At 42.7% G+C, this 15,278-nt stretch carries 12 protein-coding genes; 1 reads left to right on the top strand and 11 read right to left on the bottom strand.

The window, feature by feature from the left end; all coding sequences use genetic code 11:
* Nucleotides 1-246 precede the first annotated feature (246 nt).
* From ftsA to I6E83_RS09815, 10 genes are all read right to left on the bottom strand, one after another.
* Nucleotides 247-1,539, bottom strand: a complete 1,293-nt coding sequence (ftsA, locus tag I6E83_RS09860; protein WP_197101560.1) for a cell division protein FtsA — start codon at nucleotides 1,537-1,539, stop codon at nucleotides 247-249.
* A gap of 178 nt (nucleotides 1,540-1,717) precedes the next feature.
* Nucleotides 1,718-2,518: a cell division protein FtsQ/DivIB gene (locus tag I6E83_RS09855; RefSeq protein WP_197101558.1), complete on the bottom strand. Its 801-nt coding sequence runs from the start codon at nucleotides 2,516-2,518 to the stop codon at nucleotides 1,718-1,720.
* Nucleotides 2,519-3,005: 487 nt separating this feature from the next.
* Nucleotides 3,006-3,974, bottom strand: a complete 969-nt coding sequence (locus I6E83_RS09850) for a D-alanine--D-alanine ligase (RefSeq protein WP_197101826.1) — start codon at nucleotides 3,972-3,974, stop codon at nucleotides 3,006-3,008.
* Between the two features lie 150 nt (nucleotides 3,975-4,124).
* Complete coding sequence (murC, locus tag I6E83_RS09845; RefSeq protein ID WP_110923300.1) at nucleotides 4,125-5,564, bottom strand: UDP-N-acetylmuramate--L-alanine ligase; 1,440 nt, start codon at nucleotides 5,562-5,564, stop codon at nucleotides 4,125-4,127.
* A gap of 84 nt (nucleotides 5,565-5,648) precedes the next feature.
* The gene (gene murG, locus I6E83_RS09840; RefSeq protein ID WP_197101556.1) at nucleotides 5,649-6,734 is read right to left on the bottom strand and encodes an undecaprenyldiphospho-muramoylpentapeptide beta-N-acetylglucosaminyltransferase; all 1,086 of its coding nucleotides are present in this window, start codon (nucleotides 6,732-6,734) and stop codon (nucleotides 5,649-5,651) included.
* 417 nt (nucleotides 6,735-7,151) lie between these two features.
* Nucleotides 7,152-8,123 carry a glutathione synthase gene (gene gshB / locus I6E83_RS09835; protein ID WP_197101554.1) on the bottom strand — a complete coding sequence of 324 codons (972 nt, stop codon included), beginning with the start codon at nucleotides 8,121-8,123 and terminating at the stop codon, nucleotides 7,152-7,154.
* A 213-nt stretch (nucleotides 8,124-8,336) separates the two neighbouring features.
* On the bottom strand, nucleotides 8,337-9,059 hold the full coding sequence (pyrE, locus tag I6E83_RS09830; RefSeq protein ID WP_197101552.1) for an orotate phosphoribosyltransferase: 723 nt from the start codon (nucleotides 9,057-9,059) through the stop codon (nucleotides 8,337-8,339).
* A 61-nt stretch (nucleotides 9,060-9,120) separates the two neighbouring features.
* Nucleotides 9,121-10,161 carry a hypothetical protein gene (locus tag I6E83_RS09825; RefSeq protein WP_197101550.1) on the bottom strand — a complete coding sequence of 347 codons (1,041 nt, stop codon included), beginning with the start codon at nucleotides 10,159-10,161 and terminating at the stop codon, nucleotides 9,121-9,123.
* Nucleotides 10,162-10,500: 339 nt separating this feature from the next.
* Entirely contained in the window at nucleotides 10,501-11,340 is an 840-nt protein-coding gene (locus tag I6E83_RS09820; RefSeq protein ID WP_197101548.1) for an SDR family oxidoreductase, read from the bottom strand.
* A 164-nt stretch (nucleotides 11,341-11,504) separates the two neighbouring features.
* Complete coding sequence (locus tag I6E83_RS09815) at nucleotides 11,505-13,673, bottom strand: DUF4105 domain-containing protein (RefSeq protein WP_197101546.1); 2,169 nt, start codon at nucleotides 13,671-13,673, stop codon at nucleotides 11,505-11,507.
* 191 nt (nucleotides 13,674-13,864) lie between these two features.
* Between I6E83_RS09815 and ampD the strand changes: the two genes are divergently transcribed.
* Nucleotides 13,865-14,455: a 1,6-anhydro-N-acetylmuramyl-L-alanine amidase AmpD gene (ampD, locus tag I6E83_RS09810; protein WP_197101544.1), complete on the top strand. Its 591-nt coding sequence runs from the start codon at nucleotides 13,865-13,867 to the stop codon at nucleotides 14,453-14,455.
* Here ampD and I6E83_RS09805 read toward each other — a convergent pair.
* Complete coding sequence (locus I6E83_RS09805) at nucleotides 14,445-15,104, bottom strand: hypothetical protein (RefSeq protein ID WP_197101542.1); 660 nt, start codon at nucleotides 15,102-15,104, stop codon at nucleotides 14,445-14,447. The two genes, ampD and I6E83_RS09805, sit on opposite strands and share 11 nt — an antisense overlap.
* Nucleotides 15,105-15,278 lie beyond the last annotated feature (174 nt).

Below are 15,278 nucleotides of genomic sequence, written 5' to 3'. Positions count from 1 at the left end.
AAAGGATTCTCCAGTTGCAGATAGCGTGATGATTGATACGTGGTAACGCACTCATATGGCGCACTATCGACATACTATATATAAATGTATTTAAATAAAATAGGGTTATGGCTTAAATCTTTCAGCATAGATAACAATAGGTCATCATCGCAAAGGGTATTACTTTTTATATTACTTCGTTTTCTGCTTAAATAATTTAGTGTACGCTATAAGAGTGCTAGTACTTTCTGCATTATATCAAAAAACCTACAATATCTTTTTCAGTACACTAGCAAAACGTTGCCCTGCACTCTGAAATACACCAGTGACTCGATTTTTTTGAATTGCTTCAGGCTCACTCTTCTCACTACGACGGAACTGTTCGCTCTGACTGTAGAGTAGCGTACCAAATGCTGTCTGGTAGGCACGATCATTAACCTGAATATTCAGCTGCTTGAACGATTCATCATTATCAAAATGATTATAAGCACTGATAGCAGGATGGATGTTGGTCAGTACCACAGGCATTTTGAGCAATTTTTTGGCAAAAGGTATCATACCTTTAATCACGCTGCCACCACCAGTGAGAACGATACCTTTGTCTATATAGCCAATCAAATCTGCATCATGTAATTGACGAGCCACTTCTGTAAATATCTGGACATAGCGAGCTTCAATAATACGGGCTAAATTATAAATACCAATGTTAATCTCATCGCCTGACCCTTGTGGTTTAAAGATAAAGAAAGAGCTAGGATCGACACTATTAACATCAACAGTACCATGAGTCTTTTTGAGCTTTTCAGCTTCAATCATTGATATGCCAAAGTCAGCTGAGATATCCATCGTGACTTCATGGCTTCCCGTTGCGATACAATGGGTAAATATCAGTTTGTTTTCTTTATAAACACAAATACTGGTGGTACTCGCACCAATATCTACCAAGCACACACCTTGTTGACGCTCATCACTCATCAAGCTATATTCAGCGCTTGTCACTGCATCGAAGACAATATGGTCAATACCAACGTCACAGCTTTGCAATAATTTTTGGATATTTTGGCGGCTAGACACTGGCATCATCATCATGTGATACATCACGGAGATATTATGCGCCATTGTTTCGATAGCATCATCAACCATAAAGTCTTGATCATTGACGTAAATACCTTGCTGACAGCAGTGCATCAAATAATAGTCCGGTGGCAAATCGCGTGACTTGGCATTAGATAGTGCTTGTACCATATCTTTGGCACGTACAGCATCCTCTTCCACTTGCACATCACCTGTACTGTTTTTGCTAGACAGTTCAGGCGTTGCCAACGTCAACCACACACTATGCACACGGCAATTGGCAGTATCTTCTGCTTCTTGAATGGCTTGTTTGATAGCACCTTGCAGACGCTCACGATGCTTTATTTGACCTTGATAAAAATCGCTATTTTTAACTTGCCCAACGCCCAAAATGCGAATGTCTTTTGCAGAGACAACATTGCCAATGACGACATAAACTGCCGTGGCACTTAGATGGACAACAACCAGATTTTCAGTATTTTTCATGGTACCAGACAAATTATCGCTAAACAGGAGACCAAATGACGTCTCCATTAGATCATTAAAAAATCGCTATCAATACACTACAAAATTGTGTATTCAATGCTAAATACTATTAAAACCGTTCGAACAAAACAGCTCATACTAAAAGCCAAAATATTAACCAGTTTTTGCTTATGTCTATCTATGATGATGGTGCTTCATCATTCTTTGGCTGTACCATATCTCCAGAAATGGTAAAGCCATTTTTATAACGCAAATCTACCGATTGTATCTGGTCTCGACGATCACTTAGTTGATTACCAAGCAGTTGACTCAGATTCAGTAGCTTTTGCGCAGTATTTTCGTTATCAACGATAACGCGTAATCCATTATTAAAGCGAATCAACCATGTCATTCTTGGTGATAAGATAATATCTTCAACCTGTATACCTAATGGTGCGTACCAGTCATTGACTTGCTGCATCTGCTGCATGATGACTGGCGCTTGGGTTATCTCACCTTGTAGAGTAGCAAATTTTTCTTGCGTCAGATCTTTCGTATCAGCAGGAACAAAAACCGTCCCTTTTGCATCAACCAAACGTTCTGTCCCAAAATTGGCAACGGCCTGTTTAGGTAGTGCAGTTACCACAATGCCACGCTGCCAATTACGAGAAACACTTACTTGATCCACCCAAGCCAGACCTATCGTAATATCTCTTAGCGCTTGCAAATCAGAGGTAAAAAAACTGCTTACCTTCTGCTGATCCATGACTTGCTGTAATGACTGATATTGAACGCCTGTCAAACCTTGATGATTGACATGGATGGCAGCTGGCGGCGCATCGCGCAGAGCCTTGCCACCCATGATCAATATCAGTACTAGCAATCCCAATACCATTGCCATAAACAAGTATTTGACTGAATTTGGTACTTGGAGCTTAGATTTTGGGCGACGGGCTGTATCACTCATCAAGTCAGTTACCTCGTTGACAGTTTGAGCCATAACGACCTGTGTCCCTATATTTGCATAAAAATGCTTATGCTATTCATTGATGTCAGTCCACATATATTATGCAGAGGTCTATTAAGTTGATATATTATCAAAGTCTTTGGCTAAAACAATTTATATAATGCTATTACGCTTATTCAAACGTAACATTTTTCTTAGTTCATAGATAACTTATGGTTTTTTCTTATAAAAACTTAAACATCATCAAGATATAACCACAATATGTAATATTAACGTATTTCATAGTTAAACAATAGCCTAACCCTTACTGGCAACAGCGAATTTACACAAGTTTACATGAAGTTGTGATATAGCATCTCTAGTGATACATTAACTCGATTTTTCAAGAAAACTTATTCATTTTGAGTAAGAAGCGACCAACGTTACTGATGACGTTTTCAATTCACTCACGCAGCTCACTTTCTGAATGAAGCCGCTTAAATGAAGCTACTTGAACTAATACAGCAGTACTTAAAACTAACTAAACTGTCTGCGCCAAAATATGCCAGCACAGCGTGTCAAAATCCATGCCTCGAGCCTTGGCTGCCATTGGAACCAAACTATGACTGGTCATACCCGGTACAGTATTGATTTCCAGCAACCAGAAATTGCCTGCTTCATCTTGCATGGCATCGATACGTCCCCAACCTTTTGCATCAACAGCACGGAATGCTGCAAGACTCAAATCCTGTAAGTGCTTTTCATCAGCATCACTCAAGCCACACGGAATATAGTAGCTGGTATCATTACGATTGTACTTGGCTTCAAAATCATAGAAGTTGGTAATATCTGCAGGCTCAAGACGAATGACCGGATAAGCCTCGTCGTCGATAATAACAATCGTAAACTCGCGACCGGTAATCCAGCGCTCTGCCATCACTACATCGCCACACTGTACCGCCGTCGCGTAGGCAGCTGGAAGCTCATCAAGATTGTTGACCTTCGTCATGCCAATACTTGAGCCTTCATGGACAGGTTTGATGATAAGTGGCAAACCTAACATGTTGACCACTTGCTGCCAGTCGGTATCCGCTGTCAATAGTGAAAATGGGGCTGTCGCCACACCGCAGCCTTGCCACAATTGCTTGGTGCGCACTTTGTCCATACCCAGTGCCGACGCCAAAATTCCTGAGCCTGTCTGCGGGATATCGAACCACTGCAGTACGCCTTGTAGCAATCCATCTTCGCCGCCGCGACCATGCAGCACATTGAACACGCGATCATACGCGCGTAGCTCAGTGATGTCTTGATGCTTAGGATCGAAATGAGTGGCATCAACGCCTTGGTTTTGGAGTGCTTGCAATACAGCCGCGCCACTGTCTAAAGATACGCTGCGCTCATTGCTACTACCACCATAAACGACTGCAACTTTGCCGAACTCACTCGCATTTTTTACTTTGCTAGGCGCCACATTTGATAATACTTCTTGGCATGACTGGTTATTTTCCATACTATTTTTCTCTGCTTGTGCAACGGCTGCTAGGGCTGGCTCTGGATTAATAATAGCTGTCTTATCCTCAGCAGCATCCATGGCTGTATTTTTTGCATGTTTTTGATCATTGTTCGTCGTCATGAGGATAACTCCTAGAGTTCTTTTAGCTTACTTGATGTAAAGGTTGTTTGCGGCCAAATCAACGGATATTTGCCCCACATTACCAGCGCCTTGAGTAATCAGCATGTCATTGGCTTTCAATAAACGCTGCATCACAGGCGCTAGATTGTCCTTATCAACAATCGTAGGTTCAACTTCACCACGCAAACGAATACTACGCGCTAATGACTTGGTATCAGCACCTGTAATCGGTGTTTCACCTGCTGAATATACGTCTAATAATAATAGCTCATCTACGCTTGACAGTACTTCGACAAAATCATCATAGCAGTCACGCGTACGGCTATAACGATGCGGCTGAAACAACATGACTAAGCGGCGATCAGGGAAACTTTGACGAGCAGCTTTAATAGTTGCATCAACTTCCTTTGGATGATGACCATAATCATCAATTAATAGGACGTTACCATCATCGATATCTACAGAGGCATGCTGCTCAAAACGACGGCCAACACCTTCGAATTTTTGCAGGGCGCGCTTAATGGCTTCGTCATCCACGCCTTCATCGGTCGCCATCGTGATAGCAGCAAGCGCATTATAAACGTTGTGAGTACCAGGAATATTGAGCGTCAAACGTAAAGGCTCACGGTCACGGCGCAATACGGTAAAGTGGGTTTTAGTACCTTCAGTAACTAGATCAACACCTTGCACATCATTGAAAGGCTCAAGACCAAAGGTCAATACAGGGCGGCCAATATCATCAATCATCGCATACAGCTCTGGATCATCACCGCACACCACAGCCAGACCATAAAATGGCATGTTTTGTAAGAACTGAATATAAGCTGCTTTTAATTTATCAAAGCTGTTCTCATAAGTTTCCATATGATCTTGATCGATATTCGTCACAATTGCAGCCATAGGATGCAACGATAAAAATGATGCATCAGACTCATCAGCTTCAGCGACTAGAAAACGACTGCTACCGAGCGCGGCATTTTTCCCAGAGGCATTAAGCTTACCGCCAATCACGTACGTAGGATCGAGCTGACCTTCTGCCATCATCGTGGTGAGTAAGCTTGTTGTGGTCGTCTTGCCATGAGCACCCGCAACAGCAATACTGTGACGATAACGCATCAACTCACCCAACATATCTGCACGGCGAACGACAGGTAAGCGCGCTTCGAGTGCTGCTTTAATCTCAGGATTACTACGATCAATCGCTGACGATACGACGATGACATCTGCATTGGCAATGTTTTTAGAGTCATGACCAATCGATATCTCAATACCAATCTGCTGTAAACGTCGAGTTACCAAGCTCTCAGCGATATCAGAACCACTTACTTCGTAACCTTGATTGCTCATCACCTCAGCGATACCGCACATTCCTGAGCCGCCAATACCCACAAAATGCAAATGCTGGATACGACGCATTTCTGGTATTTCAATCAAACGTTTAGGTAGCGCTTTCGCAGAGGTAGGCATAATCAATTCTCTTGGTTAAAGGCGAATAAAATGTGGTGAATCAGAATAATCAGTTATAAAAATAGCAGCTGATAGAAATATAAGCTACAGGGTTTGCCAAATAATATCAGCGACCTGCTTGCTAGCACTACGGTTGGCAAGTGCATGGCCTTTCTTGGCCATGGTTAAGCAAGCACTTCGATCAAGCGCTGCCAGCTCATTGCTCAAATGCTGCGGCGTCAGCTCAGATTGAGGTAATAAAATTGCTGCATCATATGAGGTTAACGTACGAGCATTGGCAGTTTGATGATCATCAACTGCATGTGGCAGCGGTACAAAAATAGCAGCAATACCGACGTTTTGAATTTCGGTAACAGTCAATGCGCCTGCTCGGCAAACAATGATGTCTGCCCAATTATAAGCAGCGGCCATATCATCAATAAATGGCTGTACCACAAATTTATGAATGCTCAAATCTTGCTCATCATAAGCAGTTTGCGTGGCAGCCTCATTGTTTCGTCCACATTGATGACGCACTTCAAAAGGACGGTCTATCAACGCCAGCGCTTTTGGCACGGTATCATTTAATACTTGTGCACCAAGCGAGCCACCAACCACCAGTAACTTAAGTGGTGACGTATCATTCAAATCGTAACGTACAGTCGGCTCCACGACACCAGTGATGGCGTTACGTACCGGATTACCGACCGTCTCTAGCTTTGCATCAAGCTCACTATTTGCAAAAGTGTGCTCAAAGGCCTGTAATACCTTGGTCGCAATTTTAGACAGATAGCGATTACTCATACCAGCAATTGCATTTTGCTCATGAATAATAAGCGGCGTACTAGTCATACGTGCTGCAATGCCGCCCGGTGCGGTCACATAACCACCGAAGCCTACGACAATATCAATCTGATTGTTGCGAATGACTTTTATAGCAGCCATCGTCGCTGATAGCAGGGTTACAGGTAGCTTTAACAAGCGCCCTACTCCCTTACCACGCAGCCCTTGCATATCAATGGCATGAAAGCTATAACCAGTTGGTTTAACTAAGCCATTTTCCATGCCATTTGGCGTTCCTAACCAATGAATAACCGCACCGCGCTGAGTCAATTCCTCAGCCACTGCCAATGCTGGAAATACATGCCCACCAGTACCAGCAGCCATCATTAATATATGCGGTTTTTTCATGAACGCCTGCCTATCTTTTTATTTATATGAAGGACTTATCATCCTATCAGGATTTTGGTTATCGACAAATAACGACCCTATAAAATCTCGCATAGTATAGTGTAAATCGTTGACTTATATATAGCATTTTATGCGTCGTTAATAATAAAAATCCAAGCCGTGAACAACCTCGGCTTGGCGTTAATAAATACGCTTTAACATCGATAGAATCGACATCTTCAATCACGTTTCGGTAAGATATAGTCGATTCAATTTAAAGGTAGTACAAGGCAACCGAGTGTAGATGTATATGTGATACTTCAAGCAAGGTTAACGCTGTCATACTTTTATAGTGGAATGACTATAGCTTAGCACAACTATTTTTTTATCATTGTGCACATACCTTAATGATAAATCACTCTATCATTACTGCGGTGCTCAAATCGTGAATTTATTTTCAATGGCGATAATAAAGTCCGTCGCAATATCCGTACCACACTGATCGTCAATCTCGCGTACACAAGTCGGACTGGTAACGTTAATCTCAGTAATACGACCACCGATGAGATCTAAGCCAACGAACATAAGACCTTTTTCTTTCACAATAGGTGCCACTACCTCTGCCACTTGACGTTCGATATCAGTCAACGGCATAGCAACACCACTACCACCTGCGGCTAGATTACCACGGGTCTCGCCTTTGGTTGGAATACGAGCCAAGCTATAATCTACCACCACACCATCGACGATTAATACGCGTTTATCGCCCTCGACAATCTCTGGTAAATAACGCTGTGCCATAATTGGCAGCGTCTCTAGCTCTGTCAACACTTCTAGTGTGACACCAATGTTTGGGCTATCAGCAGTCAGACGGAAGATACCTGTACCGCCCATGCCATCTAGGGGTTTGACAATAACATCTTGCTGCTCAGCAATGAACTTGCGAATGTGCGCCTGTTTACTGGTCACAATCGTTGGGCTCATATAATCGCTAAACCAAGTGGCAAATAGTTTTTCATTACAATCACGGATAGCTTGCGGATCGTTGACCACGAGTACGCCTGCCGCTTTTGCATGATCGAGCATATAGGTCGTATAAATAAAACGCATATCAAACGGTGGATCTTTACGCATCAAAATCACGTCATAATCACTAACCGGTGCAGTGCTTTTGTCACCTAATGTATAAAAATCTGCTGGATCACGCTTCACCGTTACTGGCTGCGTATCGACCATCAACTGCCCACGATCCAACCAAAGGTCAGGAATCTGACAGTAGCCTAGACGATGCCCACGGTCTTGAGCGGACCACATCATGGCTAAGGTAGTGTCTTTTTTATAATTGACCTGCTCGATAGGATCCATAATAACGAGTATGTTTAACGATTTTTTTTGATTTTCTAGACTCATAACAAAACTCACTTACGTTGTATAGTCAATCAATCTTAAAAATGGTATAAGGCAGACGAGCGCAAGTACTACAGTAGTAGGCTAAGCAAGTCTAACGTCATAACACTTTAAGAGTGGTTCGACTATATTATTAATAGGCAGATATGAGCGATTAAGGTAAATACCATCTATTTAGCATAAAAGATGCTCGCTCATAAAACCATCTACGACAAATTATACGCCGTACTGCGTGCGATAATGCTGCATTTTTGCAAGCTGAGTCGCATCTTTGTATTGGCTATTGTCATCTGCTAAATAGCTGATTAAATCATCAATATCGATGAGTGCGCGCACAGGAACCTCTAAGGTCGAAGCCAGCTCTTGAATAGCAGAATGCTCAGCTTGACCTTTTTCTTTACGATCAAGAGCGACGATAATACCGGCAACGCTTGCGCCTGCTTGCTCTAATATCTCAACCACTTCACGCATGGCCGTGCCAGCTGTAATGACATCATCTAATACCCAAACTGCTTTGCCATTGACATCAGCACCCACCAAATTACCACCTTCACCATGGGTTTTGGCTTCTTTGCGATTGTAACCCCATTTAGCATTGATACCATGATGGTTCCATAGTGCTTGTGCGGTGGCAGCAACAAATGGGATGCCTTTATATGCGGCACCAAAAATGACCAGCTCTTGCTCATCGGCACCATTATTGGTCGCTGCCATCTGTTCAGCCAGGGCATCTGCATAACCACGCGCTAATAACGATAACATCTCACCTGTCGCTAGCAAACCTGCATTAAAAAAGTATGGACTAATACGACCAGACTTGAGGACAAACTCACCGAACTTAAGGACTTGGTTATCTAAAGCCAATTGAATAAATTGATGCGATGAAAAAGTAGGTTGAGCATTAGTTACTGAATTATTAGGTACACGAGCATTGGACATTAAGGCATTCCTATTAACAAAAATGAGGGCAAAAAATTGGCATCATTGTACGCATTATTGATCAGCTTGACCAACCATTGATGTCGTAATCCTGCATATTAGGATAACGGGTCAACAGACCACTGCGTGATGAGAGATTGAAATAGCACTGACCATCATGACTCACTTGTATCTCCCAACCCAAGTGATAAGCAGCAACAATAATATGTCCCGTAAATAGACGCACCTGACGGTATGCATGACGCTGTGATGGCTCGCAAATGATCTGACTGAGCAAATAACTGCGTACATGCTGACAAATTTGCGCCGCGCTATAGCTATGATTGATACTTTTGCGCGTACTGCACTGCTGCAACGCATGGACGGCAACACTACACGCCATGATATCAGTGGCCAGACTGCCCTCGCCTGTCTCAAACTGCTGCGGCTGCAAAATCACTTGCCAATCATCGGCATAGAGGCTGCTGAGTAACTCATCAGGATTATAACGTTTGGTCAATGCACGCAGAGAGGTTGAAGCATCTCTAACTTTACTGTTACTGGCATTACGATTACTGGTATTGCAGTTACCGGCATCAGCACCATTCAGATCAGCGCTTAATGGACTACCAGCAAGTGTGAAACCATAACGCTGTAGTTTTGGATAAGCCTGAAGCGCTTGCTGAATATCTGACATATCTAACAATGTCATATTCGTTAATGCTGACAACAACGGTTGCTCGCTATTATTATGATAAAAGCTATCTGGAAACTCAGCAAGCTCCGCCGCACTCAGTAATGACAGATGTTCGCCTAAGACTTCTGAAGCAATTAATGCCCATTTCGATAGGCTGTCTTTGTTGGGCTGATAAAAACGGGCAGCGTTACCATATAAACGACGCAGCTGAGTATTCAGACGACGCGCAGGCTCTGGGATATCAGTCAAAGGCCTTGCAGGATCAAGTGGAGACTGCTTAGGATCAAAGTTAGGATGCACGATGGCAGGTTGTGTACTATCAGCAAAAACAGGCGACTGCTCAGCCCTGCCTTCTGCACGCTTGCCACCTACTGCTGTGATGTCAGCACTGGATAAGCGGTTATCAGAAGTAGAAGGCTGGGTCATGAGAGCTCCATAAACTATAAAATATAAAACGAATAAGGTAAATCAGGTCGAACGGTCATCTTATACCATTCACAAAAACTAGAGTAGCGAGGAATACGAACGCTAGTACTACGCATTGTAGACTAAACCAGTTTGGACGCGACAACGCTTACTTTTTTGATGTAGGGCGTGTCCTCATTTTGAAAATGGTGATAAAAATGAGATAAATTGCAGCCAAACAAGGAAAGTAGTACAAATAATATCAAGATATTAGCAAGCTACTTGACGCAGTTTAGCAAATATTTAACCATTTTTAGCCCATTTAAAGCTTAATGCTCAGATTGAGGACATGCCCTAGTACTATGCTTGATGGCGCAAAATATCACGGTAACCTTCTTGCCAATCAGGATAATCTAGCCAAGCTAATGGAATGTTGCTATGCAAGCGTTTTCCTGTCACTAATGTTTTTTTGTCATCAATGGCAGGAGGTGTCTCGCCTATTTGCTCACTTAACCAAACACTCAACTCCAATGTTGTCACTGGTGCATAGTCAGTCGCCAGATATATTGACTCTGGCGACTCCATGGTCAATACATTGGCAATAATATTGACCAAATCGCGATCCATAATTCGATTGCTCCAATGGCTCGCGGCCACTGGCTCTTTTTGCGGCTCGCGGGCTTTACGTAGTCGCATTAACCGCTCGCGCCCGTAGATACCGCTGGGACGAATGACCACGGCTTTATCATTGAAACCCTGCTGCAAAGACTGTTCCGCCTGCAATATAACCTTTGACGCAGCGCGTACAGGAGTCGCCGGCGTTGTATCTTTGTCAATCCACTCGCCATTGTCTTGGCCATAGACACCAGTAGAAGAGATGAATACCACACGCTCAAGGCAGGTTAGATTTTCTGCAAGATTTGCCAAGTGCTGACAGATCGCTAGATAACTGTTGTGATAGCCGCTGGTTGAATACTCGTCAGGGGTCACGATAATGGCAATATGCGTAAAACCTTGTAAGACTTGAGCAGTCAGCGTTAATGCATCGGCTTGTTTAAATATAGCTTTATCATCCAACGCATAATCATACCGCTCACCACGAGCCAGACCCGTGACATTCAAGCCATCCTGCGCAAGCTTATTGGTCACTGGTAATCCAATACCACCTTGACCAATAATCAGTAAATTTTGCTTACTCATCACATATCCTTCATTTAACACAATATCTGGAGACAACTTCAACAGTCATACTTAAAAACAATCTCTAAGAAAACTCTATCAAGACGCTAATATAAAAATACTAATATAAAAACACTATTATCAAACTGCCAACTTAGAAAGTACTCAGTTAAAAAGATATTAAATTAAAAATAGCGTCTGTATGACAGCTGTACATCTTCATTGGTATCAACACGATCTTGCCAATCATAGTTAGCATTGATACGTAATGCTTGTTTTTTATCAATATCGTATTGCAGACCTAGTGTCGATATCGGTTGCCAATAGTGACCACGAACGTTCGACTCATCGCTGCTGCCATGATACCAATATGGCAGTTGCAATTCAGCCTGCGCGCGTAACTGATTGTTAATCTGATAACGACAGCCCGCATTCACGCCTGCCCCGACGCGAAAGCCCTTATTGATACCACGACCTACTTGCGTCGTACCTGACAAAAAGGTGTAGCATAACTGCGGCGGCATCTCACCAGTTCCTGCATTAGGGGTTCCAAATGCCCAAGACCACCCTGTCTCGTAGCCCACGCTCCCCACTAAATGGTCTGTACCGTCTTTCTGCGAACCGTCATTGACGCGTGTCGCTTCGATACTTGCGCCCCACGTTTTACCTTTTTTGGCAGAATTAACAGGATTAAAAGAACGACCGCGAATTAACGTGGCATTTTGCAAGACCACATTTTTTGGCTGATTGTCTTTATCATTATCCGTGTCATATAGGCGTAAGGTCGCCGCAATACCTTCTAAATTAAAAAACTGTGGGTATCCTGAAGAGCGGTCAAGCGTATCATGAAACCCTGCCCGCAAGCCCAAATCGATATAGTTATTGTCACCGCGCTGCCCTATCCCGACGCTCCCCAATGTCAGCGGATGTCTGTCAATAGGGTTATTATCTGATACAACGATGCTAGTTGGTAATAATGTTTGCTTATCAGCTGACATGCTCGAGACAGCATTGAGCTGAGCAGATTTAATCTCGTCAATCGTCTGTGTGGCGCTGTTGTGATAGCCGAGTTGTTCGCGCTGCTGCTTCACTTTATTTAACTGAGATTGGCGTAAAGTGCTATCAGCTGGGGTGTAAATACTACTGGCAAGCAAGCCTTCACTATTGAGTAACTGCACGACATCTGAGGGAATGACCGCATAAGGCAATCTGCTTAATAAATGCTGCTTCGGGCGCACCACGTCAATTAGACGCAACACTTCAGATGCGCAGTTATCTGTGGTGAAGTAATATGGTAACTTCAAATCTTTGGTTTCCCAGACATGCAACATGATTTGCTGCACTTCGCTTGGCGTCAGATCCAATTGATAAGTCCACGTATCGCGCTCATCTCCCTGTAGATAATTAACCAGCTTTTCAGGATAAGGATCAATTTCAATAAGACTGTCATAAGCACCAATCATTGACTTGACGGAGTATATCGGAAAGCTATCCTCAGGATTGCCATCTACCGTATAATTCAGCGCATGAGCGTGATGAATTTGGCTAGGGTCAGCCACGCTTTGTTTTGAGTCGATACGCAGTAAAGTATGGGCGAACGCTGAGAGAGGATTGTCCAAATATTCCTGTGCAAACATGAGAGACAGCTGCTCAGGTGCAATCGTTTGCATCCACTCATCTAGCTCTGGACAGTCAGCTTGTAGCACAGTGTCGTCAATATTCAACGTATCAGTCAGCCATTGTACTCGCGCTGGAAAATGGCATAGTAAAGAGTTGCTATCGACAGCACGACTACTGACAGAATGGCCGTCACTGGTTTTGGCAGAATTTTTATTAGCGGTCTGCATTTCGTCAGCAAGGGCAACAAGCAGCGCATCAAGCTCTGCACCCGAATCACTCTGACCGTTTTTACTTAAAAAGAAGCCAGCATCATCAACCATACTGGTGTTTTTTTTCTTACCAATTAAGTTCTTTTGATCATCAAAGAAATACAGTAATCGTCGCCATGTTGTATGCTGTGCCAGATTTTCTGTTTTTGCTTGTGTGCGCCACGTGGCTAATAACGGTTGAGCACTGCTGTCTTGTACGCCTTGCATACTTTGCGTGCTATTGGTTTCTTCTGCAACGCCATCATGTGGCATATTATATGCCACTGTATGTGCCGCATTACTATCTATCGTCGCTTGTGGCTCACTCGCCAATTCACCTGTCGTTACTAGCGAGTCTGGCGTTGGCAAAAAAGCCTGTGCTTGGCCAGAGAACAGTAACCCAGCGATAGCAAGTGGCAAACATGCTCGTTGACAGGTTATTGTTAAGGTACAATCGACTGATAGAGACATAGGCTTTGTAGCCATGAGATAAAACCTCGCACGTTATTATTCATACGCTGATAGCGTGATTAGGGGCTGACTAATAATGTCTACTGTAGTGTTAAGGTCTGTTGAATATTCAACAGACCCTAAATAAAACAATCCAAAACCCGTTTTCGACCTAGATCATCTAAATCTCTGGGCCTGTTTGATAAATTTTAGTAAAAGAGAATATTATGTCAAAATCATCCTCAATGACTATTAAAGATGGCTTATTATCTGCAGCCACATGGCTAGCATCACCAAACAAAAATATGCGACCAGCAGATATGAATATCGACACTATCGTCATTCATAATATCAGCTTGCCACCCAACGAATTCGGCGCTTGCGACACTGATGGCACTCATTATGTTAAGGCGCTGTTTACCAATCAATTAGATTGGAATGCCCATTCCTACTTTAAGACCATAGAAGGGGCAGAAGTTTCTGCGCATCTATTTATCGAACGTGATGGCGCGATTACTCAGTTTGTGAACTTTAACGAGCGCGCTTGGCATGCGGGTCGATCAAGCTACTTGGGGCGACCTGAATGTAACAATTATAGCATTGGCATCGAACTTGAAGGGTCAGATTTTACGCCTTTTACTCAAGCACAGTACGACACACTCGCACCAGTTATCGCCGCTATATACGAGGCTTATCCAAAAACACGTCGTCATGTAACGGGTCATAGCGATATCGCACCAGGCCGTAAAACCGATCCCGGTGATTATTTTGAATGGCCAAAGCTGCGTGAAGGTATTTCAAAAATAATCATGATTTAGAATCAGTTAATAACGCTTGAGACTTTACAAGTAAATTCACTATTTTCTGTGTTCTAGTGCTAATACCGTAATGGATTGACCAAGAATTATCAGCTCCAGCATAGGATCCATGGGATGAAGGATCTGGCAATAGTAGCCTCATTCGTATTAGCTCATAAACATAAACTGCTATGGTCTCTTTATCCCAACCTTTACTAGTAAAATCCTCGCAATCTACACTTGAAACGGTACAACGTGAATAAGGAATATTGTCACGTTCAATACTCTTTCTCTTATGAGCCAACATATAGAAATTAATTAGATCGTCATCAAGGTTTTTCGAAGCCTTAATAAAATTTGACTCTTCTACGTCCGAAAGGTCTGTGCCCTTGCAGAATAATAAAGCCATTGCCATCATTACTCTATTACTGGACACTTTTAATATTGAATCAGCATAGTCTGCAAGGAGACTTTCACCTTCTTCGCTTTCAATGAATTTATTTAATTTTTGTTTATCTTCACAACTCATCACTTCATAACGCGTTTCGATACATTGTACGAACTCTCCTAAACGCTTTTTTTGTCTTTTCATATGTGCAGTCTGCAGATGATTAAAAGTTTTTAAAGCAACTTTAGACATTGATTGTACTGCTTGAGTAGATAATTCCATCAAATTAACCTTAGAATAATATGTCGGAAAATAATTAGTAGTAATTAATATTTGTACAATAGCGACTGCTCATAATAACAGAAGGACTCATTTCCACACTCAATCCATTTATCTCGATTATGAAAGTGATATAATTCGTCAGTTTTTCAACACAGAAAATCAGCACACAACCCA

The organism is Psychrobacter sp. SZ93C1 (assembly GCF_015864635.1).
Lineage (GTDB): Bacteria > Pseudomonadota > Gammaproteobacteria > Pseudomonadales > Moraxellaceae > Psychrobacter > Psychrobacter fozii.
This window is presented reverse-complemented; position numbering and strand designations above follow the sequence as displayed.

Coding starts and splice junctions, on each gene's coding strand:
- ftsA (WP_197101560.1), bottom strand. CDS start 1,539: ATGAAAAATACTGAAAATCTGGTTGTTGTCCATCTAAGTGCCACGGCA.
- I6E83_RS09855 (WP_197101558.1), bottom strand. CDS start 2,518: ATGGCTCAAACTGTCAACGAGGTAACTGACTTGATGAGTGATACAGCC.
- I6E83_RS09850 (WP_197101826.1), bottom strand. CDS start 3,974: ATGGAAAATAACCAGTCATGCCAAGAAGTATTATCAAATGTGGCGCCT.
- murC (WP_110923300.1), bottom strand. CDS start 5,564: ATGCCTACCTCTGCGAAAGCGCTACCTAAACGTTTGATTGAAATACCA.
- murG (WP_197101556.1), bottom strand. CDS start 6,734: ATGAAAAAACCGCATATATTAATGATGGCTGCTGGTACTGGTGGGCAT.
- gshB (WP_197101554.1), bottom strand. CDS start 8,123: ATGAGTCTAGAAAATCAAAAAAAATCGTTAAACATACTCGTTATTATG.
- pyrE (WP_197101552.1), bottom strand. CDS start 9,059: ATGTCCAATGCTCGTGTACCTAATAATTCAGTAACTAATGCTCAACCT.
- I6E83_RS09825 (WP_197101550.1), bottom strand. CDS start 10,161: ATGACCCAGCCTTCTACTTCTGATAACCGCTTATCCAGTGCTGACATC.
- I6E83_RS09820 (WP_197101548.1), bottom strand. CDS start 11,340: ATGAGTAAGCAAAATTTACTGATTATTGGTCAAGGTGGTATTGGATTA.
- I6E83_RS09815 (WP_197101546.1), bottom strand. CDS start 13,673: ATGGCTACAAAGCCTATGTCTCTATCAGTCGATTGTACCTTAACAATA.
- ampD (WP_197101544.1), top strand. CDS start 13,865: ATGTCAAAATCATCCTCAATGACTATTAAAGATGGCTTATTATCTGCA.
- I6E83_RS09805 (WP_197101542.1), bottom strand. CDS start 15,104: ATGGAATTATCTACTCAAGCAGTACAATCAATGTCTAAAGTTGCTTTA.